We start from the raw sequence: 24850 nt of genomic DNA on the forward strand, positions 1-24850 counted from the left end.
TTGAATAAAACCCAAACGCTATCCACGCGCTACGACCCCCGCGAGCTCTCTGATGAGGAGTTGGTCGCGCGCTCGCATACCGAGCTGTTTCACGTAACGCGCGCCTATGAAGAACTGATGCGGCGTTACCAGCGAACATTATTTAACGTTTGTGCGAGATATCTTGGGAACGATCGCGACGCAGACGATGTCTGTCAGGAAGTCATGTTGAAGGTGCTGTATGGCCTGAAGAACTTCGAGGGGAAATCGAAGTTCAAAACGTGGCTCTACAGCATCACGTACAACGAATGTATTACGCAGTATCGGAAGGAACGGCGAAAGCGTCGCTTGATGGACGCATTGAGTCTTGACCCCCTCGAGGAAGCGTCCGAAGAAAAGGCGCCGAAACCCGAGGAGAAGGGCGGGCTTGATCGCTGGCTGGTGTATGTGAACCCGATTGACCGCGAAATTCTGGTGCTACGATTTGTCGCAGAGCTGGAATTTCAGGAGATCGCAGACATCATGCACATGGGTTTGAGTGCGACAAAAATGCGTTACAAACGTGCTCTAGATAAATTGCGTGAGAAATTTGCAGGCATTGCTGAAACTTAGTTCAGCGCAAATATCTCTTACGTGTAGGCAAGTTCTGATAGACTTGCCGCCGAGTTGTCCCCCGGTTTGCGGGACTGCTTCACAATCACCAGATGGGGATTTAACGGATGAAACTGAAAAACACCTTGGGCTTGGCCATTGGTTCTCTGATTGCCGCCACTTCGTTCGGCGCTCTGGCACAAGGCCAAGGCGCAGTTGAAATCGAAGGCTTCGCAAAGAAAGAACAATTCGACAGCGCTCGTAACTTCAAGAACAACGGCAACCTGTTCGGCGGCTCGATCGGTTACTTCCTGACCGACGACGTTGAACTGCGTCTGGGCTACGACGAAGTGCACAACGTGCGTTCCGACGACGGTCGTAACATCAAGGGCGCGAACACCGCTCTGGACGCTCTGTACCACTTCAACAACCCAGGCGACATGCTGCGTCCGTACGTATCGGCTGGTTTCTCCGATCAGAGCATCGGTCAGAACGGTTCCGGCGGTCGTGACCGCTCCACCTTCGCCAACGTTGGCGCTGGTGCCAAGCTGTACTTCACCGACAACTTCTACGCCCGTGCTGGCGTTGAAGCTCAGTACAACATCGACCAGGGCGACACCGAGTGGGCTCCTAGCGTTGGTATCGGTGTGAACTTCGGTGGCGGCTCCAAGCCTGCTGCTGCTCCAGTTCCAGCACCAGCTGAAGTCTGCTCCGACAGCGACAACGATGGCGTTTGCGACAACGTTGACAAGTGCCCGGACACCCCAGCCAACGTAACTGTTGACGCTGATGGCTGCCCAGCAGTTGCTGAAGTTGTTCGTGTTGAGCTGGACGTTAAGTTCGACTTCGACAAGTCGGTTGTGAAGCCAAACAGCTACGGCGACATCAAGAACCTGGCTGACTTCATGAAGCAGTACCCATCCACCACCACTACTGTTGAAGGTCACACTGACTCCGTCGGTCCTGACGCTTACAACCAGAAACTGTCCGAGCGTCGTGCAAACGCCGTTAAGCAAGTTCTGACCAACCAGTACGGTGTTGAATCGTCCCGCGTTCAGTCTGTTGGCTACGGCGAATCCCGCCCAGTTGCTGACAACAAAACTGAAGCTGGCCGCGCTGTAAACCGTCGCGTAGAAGCGCAGGTTGAAGCTCAAGCTAAGTAATTAGCTGCCGCTCCGAGAAAAGCCCGGCTTAGGCCGGGCTTTTCTTTGCCTGCGATTTGGCTTTGCAGCTTTAAAAGATCGCAGCCTTCGGCAGCTCCTACATGAAATCTGCATACGTCCTGTAGGAGCTGCCGCAGGCTGCGATCTTTTGATCTTCACCAGCAGCCGCCACCGCACCAATCACCAGAATCGCCGGGCTCTTCAATCCGAAAATTCCTGCGTCATCGCTCATGCTCGCCAGATCACTGCGGCATTCGCGCTGCTCTGGCAACGACGCATTCTCGATCATCGCCACTGGCGTATCCGCTGCCATCCCGCCCGCCAACAACTGATCGCGAATCTCGCCCAGCTTGGCCACGCCCATATAAACCACCAGCGTCGTACCGCCCTGCGCCAGCGCCTGCCAGTTCAATTGGCTGTCGTCCTGGGTGTGTGCCGTCACCAGCGTGACCCCGCGCGCCACACCGCGCAACGTCAGCGGAATATCGCACTGCGTCGCCCCGGCCAGCCCGGCAGTGATGCCATTGACCAACTCCACCTCAACGCCACGTTCACGCAGCCACTGCGCCTCTTCGCCGCCACGGCCGAAAATGCATGGATCACCGCCCTTCAGCCGCACCACACACTTGCCATGGCGGGCATAGCGCAGCATCAGTCGATGGATGAACGCCTGCGGTGTCGAGCGGCAACCACCGCGCTTACCCACCGCAATGATGCGCGCGCCAGGGCAGTGTTCCAGCACGGCGTCGTTGACCAGGTCATCGATCAGCACCACATCGGCCTCGCGCAACGCACGCACCGCTTTGAGGGTCAGCAGTTCCGGATCACCAGGACCTGCACCCACCAGCCAGACTTTTGCATTCATGGTGTTTTCCTCATCAGATGACGGCGACTGGCTGCAACTCGGCAGCCAGCAAACGTTTTATTTCCGGGACGCACGAGCCGCATTGCGTGCCGCAGCCCAATTGATTTTTCAAACCCTGCAGATCCAGGCCCTGGCGAATGCCGGCGCAGACCGCGTTGAGGCTTACGTTCTTGCAGTTGCACAGGGTTTTATCCGCAGCGATCTGCGCCCCGGCACTGCCCGGCGGCGCACTCATCGGTGCCAGCAGCCAGCGCCTTAGCTGGTCATCGGCGCGACCTTCCTGCCACAACCCTTGCAGCCAATGCTGGGCGAGGGTTTCGCCGGCCAGTCGGATCGCGGTGATCCGGCCGTTTTCAATGCGTACGCGCTTGCCGATAGCCCGACGGGGATCGTCATAAGCGAGTACAGGGCCTTCGATGAGTGACAGGCATTGGTCGATCTGAGCCAATAATTGTGGATTCGGCGCCTCGTTGCTGGCAGCGCGTATCAGCAATGCCGATCGTTCACGTCCGACAAGGCTGAGACTCACGTAGGAAAATGCCTCGCAAAGCGGTCGTAGGGTCTCGAAATGCCGTTGAACATCACCCTCGATCAGTGCGAAAAGCTGCCACGGAAGGTTGGCCGGTTCCAGGCGCACGCCGCTGTGTTTCAGTTCCGGTTGTTTCGACAATGGATCGAAGGCCGGCAGGGTCAGGCTGTTCACGCCGCCCTTGAGAAAACGGTCGCCCCAATGCATCGGCAGAAACGCTTGCCCCGGGCGCACGCTGTCATCGCTGCCAACCGCGACGATCACTGCGCCGCGACGACTTTTAAGGTTGACCAGATCTCCCGGCTGCAAGCGATGCCGACGCAGTTCGTCTGGATGCAGACTCAACACCGCTTCGCTGACATGCCCGAACAATTGCGCCGCCGTACCGGTGCGGCTCATACCGTGCCATTGATCGCGCAGGCGACCGGTGATCAGCGTCAATGGGAAGCGCGCATCGCGCGGTTCCTTGGCGGCGCGATACGGGTCGGCAATGAACTGAGCCCGACCGTTGGCCGTAGGAAAAATACCGTCCTCATAGAGTCGTGATGTTCCTTTGCGGGCGCCGGCAGGGAAGGGCCATTGCTGCGGTCCGATCTCGTCGATCAGCACATGACTGATCCCGGACATATCCAGATCACGGCCGCGTGTCAGCCCTTTGAACTCATCGAACAACTGCGCGGGCCGAGTAAACGTAAACAGGCTCGATTCAGCGGGGCGCAGACGTTTCTCCAGGCGCTGTGCGAAATCCACTGTGATCGCCCAGTCGGGCCGCGCTTCTCCCGGTGGGAGGATGGCTTTGCGTACGTGGGAAATGCGTCGCTCGGAGTTGGTCACCGAGCCTTCTTTCTCGCCCCAACTGGCGGCGGGTAGCAGGAGATCGGCGAATGCTGCGGTTTCGGTGGTGTGAAAGGCTTCTTGCAGAACCACAAACGGGCAAGTCTCAAGCGCTGCTCGCACAGCATGTTGGTCCGGCATCGATTGCGCAGGGTTGGTGCAGGCAATCCACAACGCCTTGACCTTGCCGTTGCGCACTTGCTCGAACAGTTCGATGGCGCTGAGCCCAGTGCTGTCCGGCAGTTGATCCACACCCCAATAAGCCGCCACTTCGGCGCGGTGTTCAGGGTTGGCCGCGTCTCGATGGCCCGGCAGCAGGTTCGACAAACTGCCGGTTTCGCGCCCGCCCATGGCATTTGGCTGACCGGTAAGGGAGAAAGGTCCTGCACCCGGACGGCCGATTTGTCCGGTGGCCAGGTGCAGATTGATCAGCGCGCTGTTCTTCGCGCTGCCAGCCGTGGACTGGTTCAAACCCATGCACCACAGTGACAGAAAACTCGGCGAAGTGCCGACCCATTCAGCGCACTGCTGCAATTGCTCGACACTGATTCCGCACAGTTGCGACACCATTTGCGGGGTGTAATCGCGCACCAGACTCTTCAGTTCGGCGAGGCCTTCCGTGTGCGTTTTGACGAAATCGCGGTCGATCCAGTTTTCCCACAACAACAGATGCAAAATCCCATGAAACAAAGCGACATCTGTGCCCGGCAGAATCGCCAGGTGCAAATCGGCAAGGTCGCAGGTGTCGGTGCGCCGAGGGTCGATGACGATGACTTTCATCTGTGGACGGCGGGACTTTGCCTCTTCCAGCCGACGGAAAAGTACCGGATGGGCGTAGGCCATGTTACTGCCGACAATCATTACGCAATCGCTGAGTTCCAGATCCTCATAGCTGCACGGCGGGGCGTCGGCGCCGAGGCTGCGCTTGTAGCCGACCACCGCCGAGGACATGCACAGGCGCGAATTGCTGTCGATGTTGTTGGTCCCGACCAACGCCCGCGCCAGTTTGTTGAAGGCGTAATAATCCTCGGTCAGCAACTGTCCGGAGATATAGAACGCCACGCTGTCGGGGCCGTGCTCGGCGATGGTCTCGGCGAACACGTTAGCCGCGTGCTCCAGCGCGGTATCCCAATCTGTGCGGCTGCGCGCCAGGCCTTTGCCCAGACGCAGTTCCGGGTACAGCGCGCGAGCGGCAAGGTCGCCGGTCAGGTGCAGGGTCGAGCCTTTGCTGCACAGTTTGCCGAAGTTGGCCGGGTGCGCCGGATCGCCACTGACGCCGAGGATGCGCTCGCCGTCATGCTCAATCAGCACGCCGCAGCCGACCCCGCAATAACAGCAGGTCGAGGCGGTCGTCTGGCGGTTCATCAGATGGCGTCCCGCAGGGCCAGTTGCACACGACCGTTTTCGACCCGCGCCGGATGATGGTGCGCGCAACCGATGTCCGGCGCCTGAGCTTCGCCAGATTCGAGATCGATCTGCCAGTTGTGCAACGGACAGGCCACACGTTTGCCGTAGATCAAACCTTGCGATAATGGCCCGCCCTTGTGCGGGCAGCGGTCGTCGAGGGCGAAAACTTCGTCGTCGCTCGTACGAAAAATCGCGATGTCACCTTTCGGTCCGGCAATGATCCGCGAACCGAGGGCGTTGATCTCGTCGAGGGCACAGATATCCAGCCAGTTCATGCTGGCACCTCCAGATTTTTCACAGGGATTACGTCGAATTCTTTCTTCAATTGCGGCTGCGCCAGACGTTCTTTCCACGGGTCTTGTTCGAACGACAGGGAGAATTGCAGGCGCTCGTTCAGGGCTTTGCGGCGCTCCGGGTCTTCCAGCACGGCTTTTTTGATGTGTTCCATGCCGACCCGTTGCAGGTAGTGCACGGTGCGTTCGAGGTAGAAGGCTTCTTCGCGATACAGCTGCAGGAAGGCGCCGTTGTATTCGCGGACTTCTTCGGCGGTTTTCAGCTTGACGAAGAACTCGGCGACTTCGGTTTTGATCCCACCGTTGCCGCCGATGTACATCTCCCAGCCGGAGTCGACGCCGATGATTCCTACGTCTTTGATCCCCGCTTCCGAGCAGTTGCGTGGGCATCCGGAGACAGCGAGTTTCACTTTGTGCGGCGACCACATGTTGAACAGGTCGTGCTCAAGTTCGATGCCCAGTTGTGTCGAGTTTTGCGTGCCGAAGCGGCAGAACTCACTGCCGACGCAGGTTTTTACGGTGCGGATGGATTTGCCGTAGGCATGCCCGGACGGCATGTCGAGGTCCTTCCAGACGCCGGGCAAGTCCTGCTTCTTGATGCCGAGCAAGTCGATGCGCTGACCGCCGGTGACCTTGACCATCGGCACGTTGTACTTGTCGGCCACGTCGGCAATTCGCCGCAGTTCCGACGGGTTGGTCACACCACCCCACATCCGTGGCACCACCGAATACGTGCCGTCCTTCTGGATGTTGGCGTGCGCGCGTTCGTTGATCAGGCGCGATTGCGGGTCGTCCTTGGCTTCGCCGGGCCAGGTCGAAATCAGGTAATAGTTGAGGGCTGGGCGGCACGTTGCGCAACCGTTCGGCGTGCGCCAGTTGAGGTAGCTCATGGTGCCGGCGATGGTCAGCAGATGTTGCTCGCGGATGGCTTGGCGGATCTGCCCATGGTTGAGATCGCTGCAGCCGCAGATGGCTTTTTCGCTCTTCGGTTTGACGTCCGCCGCGCCGCCGACGGTGTTGATCAGTATCTGTTCGACCAGCCCGGCGCACGAGCCGCAGGAGCTGGCGGCCTTGGTGTGTTTCTTCACCTCATCGACGCTGAACAGGCCGTGTTCCTGAATGGCTTTGACGATAGTGCCTTTGCACACACCGTTGCAGCCGCAGACTTCGGCGGTGTCGGCCATGACCATGGCTTTGTCCTGGCCTTGATGTCCTACGTCGCCCAAGGCCTGCTCCATAGATGAAGAGCCGCCGAACATCAGGTGATCGCGGATCTGCCGAATGTCGTGATTCTCACGAATCTGCCGGAAATACCAACCGCCATCTGCCGTATCGCCGTACAGACAGGCGCCGACCAGCACGTCATCCTTGATCACCAGTTTTTTGTACACGCCGCCAATCGGGTCGGAGAGGGTGATGGTCTCGGTGCCTTCGCCGCCCATGAAGTCGCCGGCGGAAAACAGGTCGATGCCGGTGACTTTCAATTTGGTCGAGGTCACTGAGCCTTGATAACGGGCGAAGCCCAATTGTGCGAGGTGGTTGGCGCAAACTTTGGCCTGTTCGAACAGCGGCGCGACCAGACCGTAGGCAATTCCGCGATGGCTGGCGCACTCGCCGATGGCATAAATACGCGGGTCGTAGGTTTGCAGGGTGTCGTTGACCAGAATCCCGCGATTGCACGGGATGCCGGCCTTTTCCGCCAGTTCGGTGTTGGGGCGAATGCCGGCCGCCATCACCACCAGATCAGCGGGAATGATGTCGCCGTTCTTGAATTGCACCGAGCCAACCCGGCCATTGCCGGCGTCGTGCAGGGCCTGGGTCTGTTCGCACAGACGGAAATGCAGGCCACGGGATTCGAGGGCGCTTTGCAGCAGTTGGCCGCTGGTTTTGTCCAGTTGCCGTTCCAGCAGCCATTCGCCGATATGCACCACGGTGACGTGCATGCCGCGCAACATCAGGCCATTGGCGGCTTCGAGACCGAGCAGACCGCCACCGATGACCACCGCGTGTTTGTGGGTTTTGGCGGTGTCGATCATGGCCTGGGTGTCGGCGATGTCGCGGTAACCGATCACGCCGTGCAGGGAGTTGCCGGGGATCGGCAGGATAAACGGTGTCGAGCCGGTGGCGATCAGCAGGCGATCGTATTCGGCTTCAGTGCCGTCCTCGGCGATCACCCGGCGTTTGACCCGGTCGATCTCCACCACTTTGCGGTTGAGCAGTAACTTGATGTTATTTTCCAGGTACCAGTCGAGATCGTTGAGCACGATTTCTTCGAAGGTCTGCTCACCGGCCAGCACCGGTGACAGCAGGATACGGTTGTAGTTGGTGTGCGGTTCGGCGCCGAAGACCGTGATGTCGTACAGCTCGTTGCTCAGCTTGAGCAGTTCTTCGAGGGTGCGGACCCCGGCCATGCCATTGCCGATCATCACCAGTTTGAGTTTTTTCATCAGGTTCTCCGGGGAGCTGCGGCTGGCCTCTTGTGGGCAGTCAGGCCTTGCTCGAGAAATTTTGCGCAAACAAAAAAAGGCGTCCCGCTAGTTGCCTAGCGAGGACGCCTTTGTCCTGGTCCCGTTCTCTCGGGAAGCGCAGCCTTCGTCGTTGAAGGTTGGGCTTTATGTGTGTGTTGGATGGGGTAATGCAGTGGTTGTGCCAAGTGGGGGCGGTAGCGAGTTTATTGGGGTTTAGCCGTTTTTGAGGGTGATTTTTTGCACTGAATCGAAGCGGGTTGCTCGTTCGTGGGGCATGCAGGCAGTTGAATTTGTGGTGACTGGGCGGGCGCCTTCGCGAGCAAGCTCGCTCCCACAGGGGATTTGCGAACGACACGAATCCCTTATGGGAGCAAGCTTGCTCGCGAATGGCGCGACGCGGTTCAACTGTGAAACAACAAAGTCAGCAGCACCAGATTCCCCAGCAACGCCACCAACGCCATCGTCCGCCAGACCTTCAACGGCTCACGCTCCAATAAAGGTCTGGGCCGCACACTCAAACTCCGCCGCTCGCCCTGTTCCAGCACCAGCAACCACTCTTCAGCCGTTTCAAAGCGCTGCTGCGGATCAGTCGCCACACCACGCTCCAGACTCTGCGCCAGCCATTCCGGCAGATCCGGTCGATAACGGTTGGCGCTCACTGGCAGACCAAAGCGCGGCCGCTGAAAGGCTTCGATCTCGCCATAGGGGAAATGCCCGGTCAGCAGGAAATACAAGGTCACACCGACCGCATACAAATCCTGCTGCGCACTCGGTGAATCCCCGCGAAACGCTTCCGGGGCGATGTAGCTTGGCGTCCCCGGTAAGGTCGACGGCGCGTCTTCGGACAATCCCGGGCAATAAGCCAGGCCAAAATCCAGCAGACGCAGTTCGCCGTCATCACTCCAATGCAGGTTTTCCGGTTTGATGTCGCGGTGCAGAATCTGCCGCCGATGCAGCAGCCCGACCGAGCGCAACAGGCGCTCGGCGATGTCCTGCCATTGCGCCAAGGGTAAAGGCCCATTTTGTTGAAAAATCTGCGCCAGCGTCGTCCCGGAATATTCACGCATCACGTAGTACAAATGCTGACGCTGGCTGCACGCATGGACTTCAGGAAAATGCCGCCCTGCCACACGTTTCAGGAACCATTCTTCAGACAACAGCGCTTGCCCGGCGTAGGAATCATCAGCCGAACGCGTGGGCAGGGTTTTCAGCAACCACCTCTGACCTTGCCCATCCAGCACTCGATAAAGCAGCGATTGCTGACTCTGAGCAACAATCTCTTGCATCTGCCAGCCTTCAAAGTGCTGCCCGGATTTCAGCGCTGGAGGCAGTGGCCATTGCTGCAGATGAATCAGTGCATCGCCGATACTCGTCTCACCGACAGCATCGACCCGCACCAGCAATGCACTGGCATTGTCCTGACTCCCCGCCAGATGCGCAGCGTTGACCAGTGTCTGTGCGGCACTGTGCAGATCCGGTTGATCACGCAGAATCGCCGCAATGGCGGTATCGCCCAGCGTCGACCAGACACCGTCGCTGAGCAGCACAAAGCTTTCGCCTTCACGCAGTTCGCCGTCGAGAAAATCCAGCACCAGATGCTGATCCAGCCCCAGCGCACGCTTGAGCACATGGTGCATGCCTTGCTGTTCCCAGACGTGATCCTCAGAGATTCGCTGCAAGTCGTCGGCGTGCCAGCGATACACCCGACAATCGCCGACGTGGGCGAGGGTGAAGCGCCGACCGCGCATGACCAAAGCGCTGACGGTGGTGAGCAACGGCTGACCACCGCCATTGGCCTGCAACCAGCGATTCTGCGCGAGCAGCAGGCGATCCAGCGCTTGTGCCACGCTCCAGGTTTCCGGTGTGGCGTAGTAGTCCAGCGCCAAGGCCTGCAACGTCGAACGGGCGGCGAGTCCGCCATCGGCGCACTGGCTGACACCGTCGGCGATGGCGAACAGGTAACCTTTGCTAGCCGCCAGTGCCGGAGCGGGCGTGACCAGGCGCAAGGCGTCCTGATTCTCCGCGCGCGGACCGGTGGCGCTGGCTTCGGCAAAACTCAGTTGCAGGGCCATCGACGGCTCAGACCCGCGCCGCCGTCACGGCTGCCGAACCCCAGGTGGTTCTCCAGCGACGCTTGACGCCGTGCAGGCCAAACCATGCCAACACGCCGAGGCTGGCGAACAACCACAGGGCCAGTTGATAGCTGCCGGTGCTCTGTTTGATCGCGCCCATGCCGGCAGCCAAGGCAAAACCGCCGATGCCGCCGGCCATGCCGATCAGCCCGGTCATGACCCCGATCTCCAGACGAAAACGCTGCGGCACCAGTTGGAAAACTGCGCCATTGCCTGCCCCTAAACCGAGCATGGTGCAGACGAAAAGTGCCAACGCCGCGTAGGAACTTGGCAGGTTGAAACCCACTGCAGCAATACAAATGGCGGCCACCGTGTACATCGCCAGCAACGTGCGGATGCCACCGAAACGGTCAGCCAGCGCGCCACCCAGTGGTCGCATCAGACTTCCACCGAACACGCAGGCGGCGGTGTAGTAACCGGCAGTCACCGGGCTCAAGCCGTACTGATCGTTGAAGTAACCGGGCAGGGCGCTGGCCAGGCCGATGAAGCCGCCGAAGGTGACGCTGTAAAAAAACATGAACCACCAGCTGTCACGGTCGCCCAGCGCCTTGAAGTAGTCAGCCATGGCTTTGGCTTTCGGCCGTTGTGGCGCGTTTTTCGCCAGCCAGGCAAACAGCACCAGCGTCAGGATCAATGGGATCAGGGCGAAACCGAAGACATTGCTCCAGCCGAACGCGGCGGCGAGCACCGGTGCCAGCAGCGCGGCGAAGACAGTGCCGGAGTTGCCCGCACCGGCAATGCCCATGGCTTTGCCTTGATGCTGTGGTGGATACCATTGCGACGCCAGCGGCAGGGCGACGGCGAACGAGGCGCCGGCCATGCCGAGGAACAGGCCGAGGATCAGCGCCTGCTCGTAGCTATGAATGCCGATGTTCCAGGCACCGAACAGCGCGCAAATCACGATGACCTGACCGATGAGCCCAGCAGTTTTCGGTGACAGCCGATCGGCGAGCATGCCCATGATGAAGCGCAGTACGGCACCGGCGAGGATCGGCGTGGCGACGACGAGGCCGCGTTGTTGCGTGGTCAGGTGCAGGTCGGCGGCGATCTGCACCGCCAGCGGGCCGAGCAGGTACCAGACCATGAAACTCAGGTCGAAATAGAGGAAGGCCGCGAACAGGGTCGGGGTGTGGCCGGATTTCCAGAAGCTTGAATTCATCGCGCACCTCAGCTGAAAAGAGTCTCGAAAGGAGTCATGCAACAGCAGGTGGGGCGCCGCCACGGCCGCACCACCGGCCCCGGTCTGTGGGGCCAAAACGCAAAAACGCCGCTCCCTGATGCGCCGGTTGGGCGAACGGGTGAGCGACGTCTTTGTCGTGGGTGGGGCAACCGCCGTTGGTTACCTGTGCGTTTTACATAGCGAGATTTGTGCCAACAGCCGGAAAATCAAAAGCCCCTCACCCTAGCCCTCCCGAAACGTCGGACCGCCCAGGGGGAGAGGGGACTGACCGAGGTGTCTTGCGCCAAACATCGACCTGAAAGACCGTGTCGATTATGGATTCACAGCAGAGATCACAGGTCGGCGTGGTTCGTGAGCATCCCCCGGTCGGTCCCCTCTCCCTCCGGGCGGTCCGACGTTTCGGGAGGGCTAGGGTGAGGGGCTTCTCAAGCAACCAAAGTTTTCAGCCAAGCAACTCACTCATCGCAATAATCTGCTCCGCCACCTGAATCAGCCTCTGCTGCCGGCTCATCGCCTGGCGCCGCATCAAGGTATAAGCCTCTTCCTCATTGCAATCCTTCATCTTCATCAACAATCCCTTGGCCAGTTCAATGCGTTTGCGCTCAGCCAATTGCTGATCTCGCGCCTGCAACTGCGCACGCAACGCCTGATCACTCTCGAATCGCGCCATCGCCACATCGAGAATCGGCTGCAGACGCTGTGCGTGAATACCTTCGACGATGTAGGCGCTGACCCCAGACTTGATTGCTTGGCGCATCACACCCGGATCATGCTCGTCGGTAAACATCACGATTGGCCGTGGCTGGTCGCGGCTGACCAGCACCACTTGTTCCATGACATCGCGGCTCGGTGACTCGGTATCGATCAGGATCACGTCCGGACGCACCGTTTCGACGCGCGCGGGCAGATCGATGGTCAGGCCGGATTCGTCGATGACTTCGAAACCGGCTTCAGTCAGTGCCGCTTTCAGGCGCCCGACTTTTTTCGCCGTGTCGTTGATCAACAGAATGCGCAACATGTTCGCGGTCTCCTGTCAGCGGCGGGCGAGAAGGGGAGCGTCGTCGCTCATCGCGTGCAGCTTGAAGCTGCGCGCATAACCGGCGGGATTGCTGCCGTCCCAGACTTTGCCGTCGAGCAACTGACTGCTGCGCATGTCGGTGCCCCATGCGGCAACACCGACCTCAGTAGCGGCGTCGCGATATAGATCGAGTTGCTGAACCTGACGGGCGACAGCGAGGTAATCCGGGTCTTCGCGCAGCAAACCCCAGCGACGGAACTGGGTCATGAACCACATGCCATCGGACAAGTACGGCAAATTCACTTCGCCATTGCCGTGAAAGCGCAGCGCATGAGGATCCTGCCAACGATTGCCCAGCCCATCCGAATAGTCGCCGAGAAAACGCGGTTCGATGCACGCAAGCGGCGCGTCCAGATACTCCGACGCACTGAGCAATTGCGCGGTGCTGCGACGATTTTCCGGGCTTTCTTCGATGAAACGGCTGGCTTCAAGAATCGCCATCACCAACGCCCGCGCAGTGTTCGGGTATTGCTCGACAAACTCACGCGTGCAACCGAGGACTTTTTCCGGGTGATTGGGCCAGATGGTCTGGCTGGTGGCCAAGGTAAAACCGAGATCCTGCTGCACCGCGCTGGCCGCCCAAGGCTCGCCGACGCAAAAGCCGTCGATACGCCCGGCTTGCAGGTGCGCGACCATTTGCGGCGGCGGCACCACCACACTGTCGACGTCCTGCAATGGATGAATGCCCTGGCTCGCCAGCCAGTAATACAGCCACATGGCGTGAGTGCCGGTAGGAAAGGTCTGGGCGAAGGTGAGTTTTGCGCGGCTTTGGTGCACATGGCGGTCCAGCGCTTCAGGACTGGTCACGCCGAGGTTCTGCAAGCCGTGAGACAGGTTAAGGCTCTGGCCGTTCTGGTTGAGGCCCATCAACACGGCCATGTCGGTCGGGGCAACACCGCCGATGCCCAGATGCACGGCGTAAATCAGGCCATACAGACTGTGCGCGGCATCCAGTTCGCCGCTGACCAGTTTGTCGCGCAAACTGGCCCAGGAACTTTGGCGTTTGAGGTTCAGGGTCAGTCCATAGGGCTGAGCGAAGCCCTGTGTGGCGGCGACGACGACCGAGGCGCAATCGCTCAGGGCCATGAAACCGAGGTCGATCGCAGTCTTTTCCGGAGCATCGCTGCCATTGACCCAGGCCAGTGGCCCTACCGAAGGTTCATTCATCCAACGTACCTCGAAAAAAAAGCGCCGCCACGGACTTTGCGCAGGCAAAACCCGGAACGACGCCATTGTCCTTGCCCGCCGGCCGTCATTGGCCGGCGCGCTGATGGCAAGGAGGGTGCAAGGCATATGCCAGTGCCAGCGATTTGCGCGTGCGCCTCGCGCCGCAGGTCGATGCCCGGCTATAATCGCCGCCTCTTTTCGCCGCCCGAGTCATCGCCGCCCATGTACACCCTGGCCCGTCAGCTGTTGTTCAAACTTTCCCCGGAAACCTCCCACGATCTGTCGCTGGATCTGATCGGCGCGGGTGGGCGTTTGGGCCTCAACGGCTTGCTGTGCAAGGCGCCGGCAAAGAAGCCGGTGACGGTCATGGGCCTCGAGTTTCCGAACCCGGTGGGTCTGGCGGCCGGTCTGGACAAGAACGGCGCGGCCATCGATGGCTTCGCGCAACTGGGTTTCGGTTTTGTCGAAATCGGCACCGTGACCCCACGCCCGCAGCCGGGCAATCCGAAGCCACGGATCTTCCGCCTGCCGGAAGCCGAAGCAATCATCAACCGCATGGGTTTCAACAACCTCGGTGTCGATAACCTTTTGGCGCGCGTTGCCGCCGCTAAGTACAAAGGCGTGCTGGGCATCAACATCGGCAAGAACTTCGATACGCCGGTCGAGCGCGCGGTCGACGATTACCTGATCTGCCTTGACAAGGTTTACGCCCACGCCAGCTATGTGACGGTCAACGTCAGCTCGCCGAACACCCCGGGCCTGCGCAGCCTGCAGTTTGGTGATTCGCTGAAGCAGTTGCTCGCCGATCTGGCCACACGCCGCGCCGAACTGGCGTTGCGTCACGGCAAACATGTGCCGCTGGCGATCAAGATCGCGCCGGACATGACCGATGAAGAAACCGCGCAGGTTGCTCAGGCGCTGATCGAAACCGGCATGGACGCGGTGATCGCGACCAACACCACCCTCAGCCGTGTTGGTGTCGAAGGCATGGAGCATGGCGACGAGGCGGGTGGCTTGTCGGGCGCGCCAGTGCGGGAGAAGAGCACGAACACCGTGAAGGTGCTGGCGGGTGAGTTGGCGGGTCGGTTGCCGATCATTGCGGCGGGCGGGATTACTGAAGGCAAACATGCGGCTGAGAAGATTCTGGCGGGTGCGAGCCTGGTGCAGATCTACTCTGGCTTCATCTATAAAGGCCCGGCGCTGATCCGTGAATCGGTAGACGCAATCGCCGCCCTGCGCTGATCTCTTGTGGGAGCGAGCCTGCTCGCGAAAGCGGCGTGTCAGTCACAGAAATATTGACTGAACTGGCACCTTCGCGAGCAGGCTCGCTCCCACAGGTTTCGTGTTCCAGCACAAAAAATGAGTTTTCCGGCATAAAAAAGGGCTCCTCGAAGGAGCCCCTGGGCCGGAGCCCGCCGTCCGGGAAGGACGTGCATGGTAAGTCGTTACAAATTCAGATTGTCGTGTCGGAATTAATGCCCTGTGTCAGCCGACGGCGTGAAGTTCGTTGAGTCTGTGGATTCCCGCAGTGCCGGTCATACCGTCCCAGTTGTCGCCGCGTCCTTCTCGCCAGCCGTTAATCCAGGCTTGGCGTACCGACGGTAGAGTAAATGGGCAAAGCTCACGGGATTTGCCACCAACGCCATATTGATATCCGCGCAAAAATGCTCTTTCCAACGGATCACGCTTAAGTCTTCTCATAGGGTGTTTCCCTCACTTGTTGACTGTTTTGTGTCGCGTTGACCTCAACTGAGGTCTGGCAGAAGAAACCTGCCATGGTGCGGCTCGCTGCCGGCGTGGCGAGCCAAGGTGTTGACGCCGTTGCGACGTCAACCTGTGTTCAGTTCTAACCAATGAGTCACACCGAGGGAATGATCGTTTTGTCATAAGGACGTAACGAAATTAGTGCTACAGCCATAAGTAACGACGGGTTTCATGCACGGTTTTTCAGCAAACCCCGGTATGATCGGCCTCGCGCTGGATGATGGGGTTAATTCTTTAGTGAGAATGACCCACGTTTGCGCTGGGGTATAAAGCGACGAAGGGTCGCTTTAAGACTTTTTGTTTCATCAACTTTTTTATCTGTCCCGGCATCTAAGCTCTTTTAACCCGAGCAGCGGGGATGGAACGGCACACCTTCGTGCCACGCGGGCGTTCTTTTAGAAAAGCGCCTGATTGAAAACCGGATCGGCAATGCGTTGCCGATTCACTAGCCAAAGGCTCTGGAAATACCATGTCCGACCGTTTCGAACTCTTCCTCACTTCCCCTAAAGGCCTTGAAGGCCTGCTCATCGAGGAAGCCGTCGGGCTTGGCCTTGAAGAAGCGCGCGAGCACACTTCCGCCGTGCGTGGCATGGCGACCATGGAAACCGCTTATCGCCTGTGCCTCTGGTCGCGTCTGGCCAACCGCGTGTTGCTGGTGCTCAAGCGCTTCCCGATGAAAGACGCTGAAGACCTCTACCACGGCGTGCTCGACATCGACTGGCAGGATCACATGCTCAGCGATGGCACCCTGGCTGTTGAATTCAGCGGTCACGGTTCCGGCATCGACAACACCCATTTCGGCGCCTTGAAAGTCAAAGACGCCATCGTCGACAAACTGCGCACCCCACAGGGCGACCGTCCGTCGATCGACAAGCTCAACCCGGACCTGCGCATTCACCTGCGTCTGGATCGCGGCGAAGCGATTCTTTCCCTTGATCTGTCCGGCCACAGCCTGCACCAGCGCGGCTATCGCTTGCAGCAGGGCGCTGCACCGCTGAAGGAAAACCTCGCGGCGGCGATCCTGATCCGTTCCGGCTGGCCACGTATCGCCGCTGAAGGCGGCGCGCTGGCTGACCCGATGTGCGGTGTCGGTACGTTCCTCGTCGAAGCCGGCATGATCGCCGCCGACATGGCGCCGAACCTGCGTCGTGAGCAGTGGGGCTTCACCGCCTGGCTAGGTCACGTCCCGGCGATGTGGAAAAAACTCCATGAAGAAGCCGTTGAACGTGCCGCTGCCGGTCTGGCCAAGCCACCGTTGTGGATTCGTGGCTACGAAGCTGATCCACGTCTGATTCAGCCGGGCCGCAACAACGTTGAGCGTGCCGGCCTGAGCGAGTGGATCAAGATCTACCAGGGCGAAGTCGCGACCTTCGAGCCGCGTCCGGATCAGAACCAGAAAGGTCTGGTCATCTGCAACCCGCCGTACGGCGAGCGTCTCGGTGACGAAGCCAGCCTGTTGTACCTCTACCAGAACCTCGGCGAGCGTCTGCGTCAGGCTTGCCTGAACTGGGAAGCGGCGGTGTTCACCGGCGCGCCGGATCTGGGCAAGCGCATGGGCATCCGCAGCCACAAACAGTATTCGTTCTGGAACGGCGCGTTGCCGTGCAAACTGCTGTTGATCAAAGTGCTGCCGGATCAGTTCGTCACCGGCGAGCGTCGCACCCCGGAACAGCGTCAGGCCGAGCGCGAGCAAGCGGCTTACGATCAGACCCCGGACGAACCGCAAGAGCGCAAGTTCAACAAGAACGGTAACCCGATCAAACCGACGCCAGCCCCGGCACCAGTGATCGAGCAGCCGCGCTTGAGCGAAGGCGGGCAGATGTTTGCCAACCGTCTGCAAAAGAACCTCAAGGCCATGGGCAAGTGGGTCAAGCGCGAAGGCATTGATTGCTACCGCGTCTACGATGCCGACATGCCTGAGTACGCGATGGCGATCGACCTGTACCACGATTGGGTGCACGTCCAGGAATACGCCGCGCCGAAGTCCATCGATCCGGAAAAAGCCTCGGCACGGATGTTCGATGCACTGGCAGCGATCCCGCAGGCGCTGAACGTCGACAAGAGCCGCGTGGTGGTCAAGCGTCGCGAGCGCCAGAGCGGCACCAAGCAGTACGAGCGTCAGGCTGCGCAAGGCAAGTTCAATGAAGTCAGCGAGGGCGGCGTGAAGTTGCTGGTCAACCTCACCGACTACCTCGACACCGGCCTGTTCCTCGATCACCGCCCGATGCGCATGCGCATTCAGAAAGAGGCCGCCGGCAAGCGCTTCCTCAATCTGTTCTGCTACACCGCGACCGCCAGCGTGCATGCGGCCAAGGGTGGTGCGCGCAGCACCACCAGCGTCGATCTGTCGAAAACCTACCTCGACTGGGCACGTCGCAACCTGTCGCTGAACGGCTTCTCGGACAAGAACCGTCTGGAGCAGGGCGATGTGATGGCTTGGCTGGAAAGCAGCCGTGACGAGTACGACCTGATCTTCATCGATCCGCCGACCTTCTCCAACTCCAAGCGCATGGAAGGCATCTTCGACGTGCAACGTGATCAGGTGCAGTTGATCGACCTGGCCATGGCCCGTCTGGCGCCCGGCGGTGTGCTGTATTTCTCCAACAACTTCCGCAAGTTCCAGTTGGAAGAAAACCTCGCCGAGCGTTACGCGGTTGAGGAAATCAGCGCGCAGACCATCGACCCGGATTTTGCCCGTAACACCAAGATCCACCGCGCCTGGAAAATCACGGCTCGTTGACGCTTTGCGCAATTGGATCCACAGAGCCTTGATTTTTAAAGGCTCCGTGGATCTGCCCGCGCTAGCTAAATTAGTGGCTAATAGCTATAACTCACACACGGTCAATGGGGTTTTCCCGTAAATGCTGGCGTAGTGAGTTGTCTTTATGTCGTTGCACCCCGTGCGCCCAAAGATTCTGGGTTTCATCAGTGAAGACGTCTCGGCCTGGCTGGTCGCGCTACTGGTATTGCTCGCCGGCGGGATTCTCACGGGGCTGCTCGCCTGGGCCACCCTCAATCAGTTCCAGCAACAAACCCGTCAGCGTTTTCAACTGCTGGCCAACGAACGTTACACCCGCATCGAAGAACGCTTTCAGGATCAGGAACAACGCCTCGACGGCCTGCGCCGCTTCTTCGCCAACTCCGAATCGGTGTCCCGCGCCGAATTCGACGGTTACACCCACCCCTTATTGATGCGTACCCAGGCCTATTCGTTTGCCCTCAAGGTCAGTGGTGCCGAGCGCGCTGCATTCGAGCAGCGCGTGCGCGACGAAGGCCTGACCCACTTCACGATCCGTGAGCTGAATGCACAGGGCGAGCTGCAACTGGCCGGCGTGCGCGATGCCTACGTGCCAGTGCTCTACAGTCAGACGCAAAGTCGGCTCGGTTCACCGTTGGGGTATGACTTGCTGGCGCAGCCGTTGCGCCGCGACACCCTGCAGCGTGCCGACAAGCTTGGCGGTCTGGCGGTGTCGCAACCGATGCATCTGGTCAGTATCGAGCCGTCCTATGCACGCGGTGTGCTGCTGGTGGCGCCAGTGAGTCGTAATGGCGAGCGGCAGTCGTTTGGTTACGTGATGGCGGTGATCAGCATGCGTCAGTTACTGGCCGACGGTTTACCGGACGCCTTCCATGACTATCTGTCGGTACGCATTCTCGATCTGTCGACCAATGATCAGCACGAAGTGTTGTTCGAGTCGACCAATGAGCCGGCACCGAGCGACCTGTCCGCGACGCGCCTGGTGCGCATGGCAGATCATGATTATCAGGTCGATATTCTGCCGAGCGATGCGTTTGCTCAGGCCAACCATTCGTCGGTCGGCAGCGTGATCATTCTGGGTGGCTTGCTCAGTCTGCTGCTCAGCGCCTTGCTCTACGTGCTGGTCAGTCAGCGCCAGCGTGCCTTGCGCATGGTCGAGCTGCGCACGCAGGAGTTGCATGCCAGCGAACAGGAGCTGCGTGGCACCCACGGGCAATTGCGCGGCGTGCTCAATGCGGCGACGCAAGTGGCGATCATCGCCACCGACTTGCGCGGCGTGATCAACACCTTCAACCCCGGCGCCGAGCAAATGCTCGGTTACAGCAGCGCCGAAGTCGTCGGTCACATGACCCTGGAAAACCTGCACCTGCCCCGCGAGCTGACGGCCCGCGCCGCCGAATTGAGTGCGCGCTACGGCAAAACCATTCCGACCTGCCACGCGATGCTGGTCGAGGGCGGCGAAGTCGGCGGTCACGAGGCCCGCGAGTGGACGCTGGTGCGCAGCGATGGCAGTCATTTGCCAGTGAACATGCTCGCCACGCCAGTCCTGGATGAGCAGGGTTTATGGGTCGGGCATCTGGCGATCTGCATCGACATCACCGAGCGCAAGCGCGTGCACGAGGTGCTGGCGGCGCGGGATGTGTTGCTGAAGAAACTCAGCGCCCACGTGCCCGGTGGCATCTATCAATTCAAGATGGAATTCGACGGACGCTTCAGTGTGATCTACGCCAGCGACGGCATCCGCGATATCTACGAGCTGGAGCCAGACGTCCTGCTGTTCAACGCCGAGGCGATCTTCACGCGTATTCATCCACAGGACGTTACCCGCGTGCGCTCTTCGATTCGCGCTTCGGCCGACAGCCTCAGTCCGTGGCGCGAGGAATACCGCGTGCAACTGCCCGAACGCGGCCTGCGCTGGGTGCGCGGCGAGGCGACGCCGGAAGAACTGCCGGGCGGCGGCGTGCTGTGGCACGGCTATATCTCGGACATTTCCGACCTGAAACGCGTGGAAGAAGAACTGCGCGCGCTGTCGGTGACCGACTCGCTGACCGGCATCCATAACCGCCGCTACTTTCAGGAACGCCTGACCACGGAAATGGCCCGGGTCGAGCGCGGTGGCGGCGAGCTGTCGGTGATCATGCTCGACATCGACCACTTCAAACGCATCAACGATCAATACGGGCATGCCGTCGGCGACCGAGTGCTGCAGGCGGTGTGCGAGCGGATCGGCCATCGTTTGCGGCGTACCGATGTGTTCTGCCGTTTGGGCGGCGAGGAATTCATGGTGTTGTGCCCGGACATCGATGGTGAGCACGCGTACATGCTGGCGGTCGAACTGTGGCAGGGTTTGCGTGGCGCGCCGGTGGATGTGGTTGGCGTGGTGACCGCGAGCTTCGGTATCGCCAGTTGGCGATCGGGGGAGGGCGCAGATGCGCTGTTGCTCAGGGCGGATTCGGGTGTGTATATGGCGAAGCAGCGCGGGCGCGATCGTGTCGAACAGATGAGCTGACTTCAATACACCGCAGCCCCTGTGGGAGCTGGCTTGCCAGCGATAGCGTCATTTCAGTCAGCATATTCAGTGACTGACATTCCGCAATCGCTGGCAAGCCAGCTCCCACAGGGGTTTGTGGTGTTGCCTGAACGGCGTTACAGCACCGAAGCGGTCTGCGGCAGTTTCGGCTGCTTGTACAGATCCAGCAGCACCTGATCCAGCACCGACGACGCCCCAAACGGTGCCTTGTCGTTCAGAATCGCCACTACCGCCCAGGTATTGCCATTTACATCACGGCTGAAACCGGCAATCGCCCGCACAGTGTTCAAAGTACCGGTCTTGACGTGGGCTTCGCCGCGCATTGCCGTGGTCTTCAGGCGTTTGCGCATGGTGCCGTCGGTGCCGGCAATCGGCAGCGAGCTGATGTATTCAGCGGCATACGGGCTGTGCCACGCCGCTTGCAGCATGCCCGCCATTTCACGGGCGCTGACGCGTTCGGCGCGGGAAAGCCCGGAGCCGTTCTCCATCACCAGATGCGGCGCGGTGATGCCTTTCTTCGCCAGCCACTGGCGCACTACGCGTTGCGCAGCCTTGGCGTCATCACCGTCGGCGTCGTTGCGGAATTTCTGCCCCAGGCTGAGGAACAGTTGCTGAGCCATGGTGTTGTTACTGTATTTGTTGATGTCGCGGATGATTTCCGCCAGATCCGGGGAGTAGGCACGCGCGAGCAGTTTGGCGTTGCCCGGAGTCGAGGCCAGACGATCCTTGCCCTGAATGCTGCCGCCCAGTTCCTTCCAGATCGCGCGCACGGCGCCGGCGGTGTAGGTCGCGTGGTCGAGCAGCGACAGGTAGGTCTGCGAGCTGCAACCTTCGCCCAACTGGCCGGCCACGGTCACGGTCACGCTGCCATCCGCCTCTGGCACCGGGTTGTAGCGCACGCCGCCGGCGCATTGCTTGGAGGGCAGGGCTTTGACGGTGTTGGCGATGTGGATGCTGGCAATCGGCGGTTCAACCGAAATCAGCACCCGGCCATTATCGTTACGGGCGACGAAACGCAGGGCTTTGAGGTTGACCAGCAACGAGTCGGGTTTGACCAGGAACGGTTTGTTCTCGTCATTGCCGTCATCGTTGAATTCCGGCAGTTGCGGCTGCACGAAGAAGTTGCGGTCGAGGATCAGGTCGCCCGTGATCTGGGTCACGCCGTTGGCGCGCAGGTCGCGCATCAGCAGCCAGAGTTTTTCCATGTTCAGCTTTGGATCACCGCCACCCTTGAGGTAGAGGTTGCCGTTGAGGATGCCGCCATTGAGGTCACCGTCGGTGTAGAACTCGGTTTTCCACTGATGATTGGGGCCGAGCATTTCCAGTGCCGCGTAAGTGGTCACCAGTTTCATCGTCGAGGCCGGGTTGACCGACACGTCGGCGTTGAACACGGTCGGCGTGCCCGGGCCATCCAGCGGCACCATCACCAACGACAGGGCGCTGGGCTGCAATTTGCTCGCCTTGAGGGCTTTTTCAACGTTGGGGGTCAGGGAAGTATTGATGGTGGCAGCAGAAACAGGCAGGGCCAGAGGCAGAAGAAGGCCGGCCAGTAACAGTGGACGCAACGATTTGATCATATGAAATAAAACCCTACAGTCGAGGGGAAAATAACGAGGACATGGATGAAAAAGCCCTCAGCGGTCATGAAAGTGTCGGCATTATGCCCCAAGGTGTTACAGCTTGTGCCTTGTCTGGGCCGGCCAATACGTTATTTTTTTACAGGCGGTCTGCTTCAGGGGCCAGAGAGGCGGGCAATCGACGGCTTAAACTGGTAAAGTGCCGGCCGTTAATACTTATGAGGATTGTTCCAATGGCGACTAACCGTTCCCAGCGTCTGCGCAAAAAACTGTGCGTTGATGAATTTCAAGAGCTGGGTTTCGAACTGAACCTGGACTTCAAAGAAGACTTGTCCGAAGAAGCCATTGACGCTTTCCTCGAAGCCTTCATCAAAGAAGCCATGGAAGCCAATGGTCTGGGTTATGTTGGCGGCGACGACTTCGGTCTGGTTTGCCTGCAGAAGCGTGGCTCGGTCAACGAAGAGCAACGTGCTGCCGTTGAAGCCTGGCTGAAAACCCGCTCCGAGCTGACCAAGTATGAAGTCAGCCCGTTGCTGGACGTTTGGTATCCGGAAAAGCCGATCAACGCGGCTAAGTGATACTGAAAAAAACGGCGACCTGAGGGTCGCCGTTTTTTTTCGTCTGGTGTTTGGGTGTTTGGGTGTTGGGCTTGGGTATTGTGGTGCGTCTACCCCTCATCGGAACGCCGCCCGCCCAGCCCTCTCCCCCTGGAGAGGGAGCCGATTTGCGAGCTGTTCAACACCTGAGTTCGACTCGGTATCCCACGTCGGCGTATGTCTTCCAGACACCTCGGTCAGTCCCCTCTCCCTATGGGAGTGAGGGAGAGGGAGCCGACTTGTGTGCTTTTCAAAATTTGAGTTCAACTCGGTATCCCACGTCGGCGTATGTCTTCCAGACACCTCGGTCAGTCCCCTCTCCCTATGGGAGTGAGGGAGAGGGAGCCGACTTGTGTGCTTTTCAAAATTTGAGTTCAACTCGGTATCCCACGTCGGCGTATTTCTTCCAAGCACCTCGGTCAGTCCCCTCTCCCCCGGGGAGAGGGGTAGGCGGGCGGCGTTCCGATGAGGGGCTTTTGACCTTAAGCTTTACGCCAATTCAAAATCAATAAAGTCAAAACCCCGGCCACAATCCCCCAAAACGCCGAACCAATGGAAAACAGCGTCAGCCCCGACGCCGTGACCATAAAGGTAATCAACGCCGCCTCCCGTTCCTTCACCTCGGTCATGGCAATGCTTAAACCATTGATGATCGAACCAAACAGCGCCAGCGCAGCAATCGACAGCACCAGTTCCTTCGGCAGCGCGGCAAACAACGCCGCCAACGTGGCGCCGAACACCCCGGCAATCCCGTAGAAAATCCCGCACCACACCGCCGCGGTGTAGCGCTTGTTGCGATCCTCATGGGCATGCGGCCCGGTGCAGATCGCCGCGCTGATCGCCGCCAGGTTGATGCCGTGGGAGCCGAACGGCGCCAGCAGCAGCGAGGCGATGCCGGTGGTGGTGATCAGCGGCGATGCCGGGACGGTGTAGCCGTCGGCGCGCAGGACGGCGATGCCCGGCATGTTCTGCGAGGTCATCGCCACTACAAACAATGGAATGCCGATGCTGATCGTCGCCGCGAGCGAGAAGTGCGGCGTGGTCCACACCGGCGTCGCCACCTCCAGATGAAAACCGCTGAAATCCAGCAAGCCCATAAAGCCCGATAGCGCGGTGCCGATCAGCAGCGCGGCGAGCACCGCATAACGCGGCGACAGGCGCTTGACCACTAGATAGGTGAAGAACATCCCCAGCACCAGCCCGGTGCGGTGCTGCGCGGCGACGAAGATTTCGCTGCCAATCTTGAACAGAATCCCTGCCAGCAATGCCGCTGCGAGCGAGGCCGGAATCTTTTTCACCAGTCGTTCGAAACTGCCGGTCAGCCCGCAGATCGTCACCAGCACGGCGCAGGTGATGTAGGCGCCAATGGCCTCGCCGTAACTCACACCGCCAAGACTGGTGATCAGCAACGCTGCGCCGGGTGTCGACCAGGCGATGGTGATCGGCGTGCGATAGCGCAGCGACAGACCGATCGAACACACCGCCATGCCGATCGAAATCGCCCAGATCCACGAAGAAATCTGCCCGCTGGTCAGGCCCGCGGCTTGCCCGGCCTGGAACATCAGCACCAGGGAGCTGGTGTAGCCGGTCATCATCGCGATGAAACCGGCGACGATCGCCGAGGGCGAGGTATCGGCCAGTGGGCGCAGTTGAGTGTGGGTGGCGTCGTTCATGACGGCGGTGTTCCTTATACCAATGGAGATCCCCGCCACAACAAAGAACCCATGTGGGAGCGAGCCTGCTCGCGAAAGCGGTGTGTCAGTCAACATTCATATTGAATGTGAAATGGCTTTCGCGAGCAGGCTCGCTCCCACAGGGGATCACAGTCATTCGGCGGATTCTGCGATCAAGCCTAAACTCATTCGTAACGGATCGTTGCAATACAGCCGAAGTCACAAACAGCCGTACAGTCGTGTTGCCACCTTCCATTGTGTACAAT

The 24850-nt window shown here is 59.8% G+C and carries 17 protein-coding genes; 6 read left to right on the plus strand and 11 right to left on the minus strand.

Translation table 11 applies throughout. The features are described 5' to 3' along the window. Both sigX and RMV17_RS09280 read left to right on the plus strand, forming a co-directional pair. A complete protein-coding gene (sigX, locus tag RMV17_RS09275; protein WP_034152870.1) occupies positions 1-591 on the plus strand; it encodes an RNA polymerase sigma factor SigX in 591 nt (196 codons plus the stop codon). A 107-nt stretch (positions 592-698) separates the two neighbouring features. Then, entirely contained in the window at positions 699-1733 is a 1035-nt protein-coding gene (locus RMV17_RS09280; RefSeq protein ID WP_034152869.1) for an OmpA family protein, read from the plus strand. Positions 1734-1830: 97 nt separating this feature from the next. On the opposite strand, the gene cobA is transcribed toward RMV17_RS09280, so the two are convergent. From cobA to RMV17_RS09320, 8 genes are all read right to left on the minus strand, one after another. Beyond that, positions 1831-2598 carry a uroporphyrinogen-III C-methyltransferase gene (gene cobA, locus RMV17_RS09285; RefSeq protein ID WP_311886315.1) on the minus strand — a complete coding sequence of 256 codons (768 nt, stop codon included), beginning with the start codon at positions 2596-2598 and terminating at the stop codon, positions 1831-1833. A 13-nt stretch (positions 2599-2611) separates the two neighbouring features. After that, entirely contained in the window at positions 2612-5326 is a 2715-nt protein-coding gene (locus tag RMV17_RS09290; RefSeq protein WP_311886316.1) for a molybdopterin-dependent oxidoreductase, read from the minus strand. Beyond that, positions 5326-5643, minus strand: a complete 318-nt coding sequence (gene nirD / locus RMV17_RS09295; protein ID WP_016985592.1) for a nitrite reductase small subunit NirD — start codon at positions 5641-5643, stop codon at positions 5326-5328. Before nirD ends, RMV17_RS09290 begins: the two co-directional genes overlap by 1 nt. After that, positions 5640-8108, minus strand: coding sequence for a nitrite reductase large subunit NirB (nirB, locus tag RMV17_RS09300; RefSeq protein WP_311886317.1), 2469 nt, complete (start codon positions 8106-8108; stop codon positions 5640-5642). Before nirB ends, nirD begins: the two co-directional genes overlap by 4 nt. A 422-nt stretch (positions 8109-8530) precedes the next feature. Further along, positions 8531-10201: a bifunctional protein-serine/threonine kinase/phosphatase gene (locus RMV17_RS09305; RefSeq protein ID WP_311886318.1), complete on the minus strand. Its 1671-nt coding sequence runs from the start codon at positions 10199-10201 to the stop codon at positions 8531-8533. 7 nt (positions 10202-10208) lie between these two features. Further along, positions 10209-11420, minus strand: coding sequence for a nitrate/nitrite transporter (locus RMV17_RS09310; RefSeq protein WP_311886319.1), 1212 nt, complete (start codon positions 11418-11420; stop codon positions 10209-10211). A 463-nt stretch (positions 11421-11883) separates the two neighbouring features. Then, complete coding sequence (locus tag RMV17_RS09315; protein WP_311886320.1) at positions 11884-12459, minus strand: ANTAR domain-containing protein; 576 nt, start codon at positions 12457-12459, stop codon at positions 11884-11886. A 15-nt stretch (positions 12460-12474) separates the two neighbouring features. Then, the gene (locus RMV17_RS09320; protein ID WP_311886321.1) at positions 12475-13686 is read right to left on the minus strand and encodes a CmpA/NrtA family ABC transporter substrate-binding protein; all 1212 of its coding nucleotides are present in this window, start codon (positions 13684-13686) and stop codon (positions 12475-12477) included. A gap of 222 nt (positions 13687-13908) precedes the next feature. On the opposite strand from RMV17_RS09320, the gene RMV17_RS09325 reads away from it, so the two are divergent. Next, positions 13909-14928, plus strand: a complete 1020-nt coding sequence (locus tag RMV17_RS09325; RefSeq protein ID WP_034152862.1) for a quinone-dependent dihydroorotate dehydrogenase — start codon at positions 13909-13911, stop codon at positions 14926-14928. Positions 14929-15171: 243 nt separating this feature from the next. Here the strand turns inward: RMV17_RS09325 and rmf are convergent, their stop codons facing one another. Further along, on the minus strand, positions 15172-15387 hold the full coding sequence (gene rmf / locus RMV17_RS09330; RefSeq protein ID WP_003223300.1) for a ribosome modulation factor: 216 nt from the start codon (positions 15385-15387) through the stop codon (positions 15172-15174). Positions 15388-15919: 532 nt separating this feature from the next. Here rmf and rlmKL point away from each other — a divergent pair. Both rlmKL and RMV17_RS09340 read left to right on the plus strand, forming a co-directional pair. Beyond that, positions 15920-18190, plus strand: coding sequence for a bifunctional 23S rRNA (guanine(2069)-N(7))-methyltransferase RlmK/23S rRNA (guanine(2445)-N(2))-methyltransferase RlmL (gene rlmKL, locus RMV17_RS09335; protein ID WP_311886322.1), 2271 nt, complete (start codon positions 15920-15922; stop codon positions 18188-18190). A gap of 145 nt (positions 18191-18335) precedes the next feature. Beyond that, positions 18336-20717 (plus strand): diguanylate cyclase, encoded by a 2382-nt coding sequence (locus tag RMV17_RS09340; RefSeq protein ID WP_311886323.1) that lies wholly within the window; start codon positions 18336-18338, stop codon positions 20715-20717. Positions 20718-20854: 137 nt separating this feature from the next. Here the strand turns inward: RMV17_RS09340 and dacB are convergent, their stop codons facing one another. Beyond that, the gene (gene dacB, locus RMV17_RS09345; RefSeq protein WP_311886324.1) at positions 20855-22315 is read right to left on the minus strand and encodes a D-alanyl-D-alanine carboxypeptidase/D-alanyl-D-alanine-endopeptidase; all 1461 of its coding nucleotides are present in this window, start codon (positions 22313-22315) and stop codon (positions 20855-20857) included. Between the two features lie 233 nt (positions 22316-22548). On the opposite strand from dacB, the gene RMV17_RS09350 reads away from it, so the two are divergent. Beyond that, a complete protein-coding gene (locus RMV17_RS09350) occupies positions 22549-22893 on the plus strand; it encodes a YggL family protein (protein ID WP_007916365.1) in 345 nt (114 codons plus the stop codon). A gap of 500 nt (positions 22894-23393) precedes the next feature. Here RMV17_RS09350 and RMV17_RS09355 read toward each other — a convergent pair whose 3' ends face one another. Beyond that, positions 23394-24584, minus strand: coding sequence for a benzoate/H(+) symporter BenE family transporter (locus tag RMV17_RS09355; protein ID WP_311886325.1), 1191 nt, complete (start codon positions 24582-24584; stop codon positions 23394-23396). Between the last annotated feature and the right edge of the window lie 266 nt (positions 24585-24850).

This window comes from Pseudomonas sp. VD-NE ins (genome assembly GCF_031882575.1).
Classification (GTDB): Bacteria; Pseudomonadota; Gammaproteobacteria; order Pseudomonadales; family Pseudomonadaceae; genus Aquipseudomonas; species Aquipseudomonas fluorescens_BZ.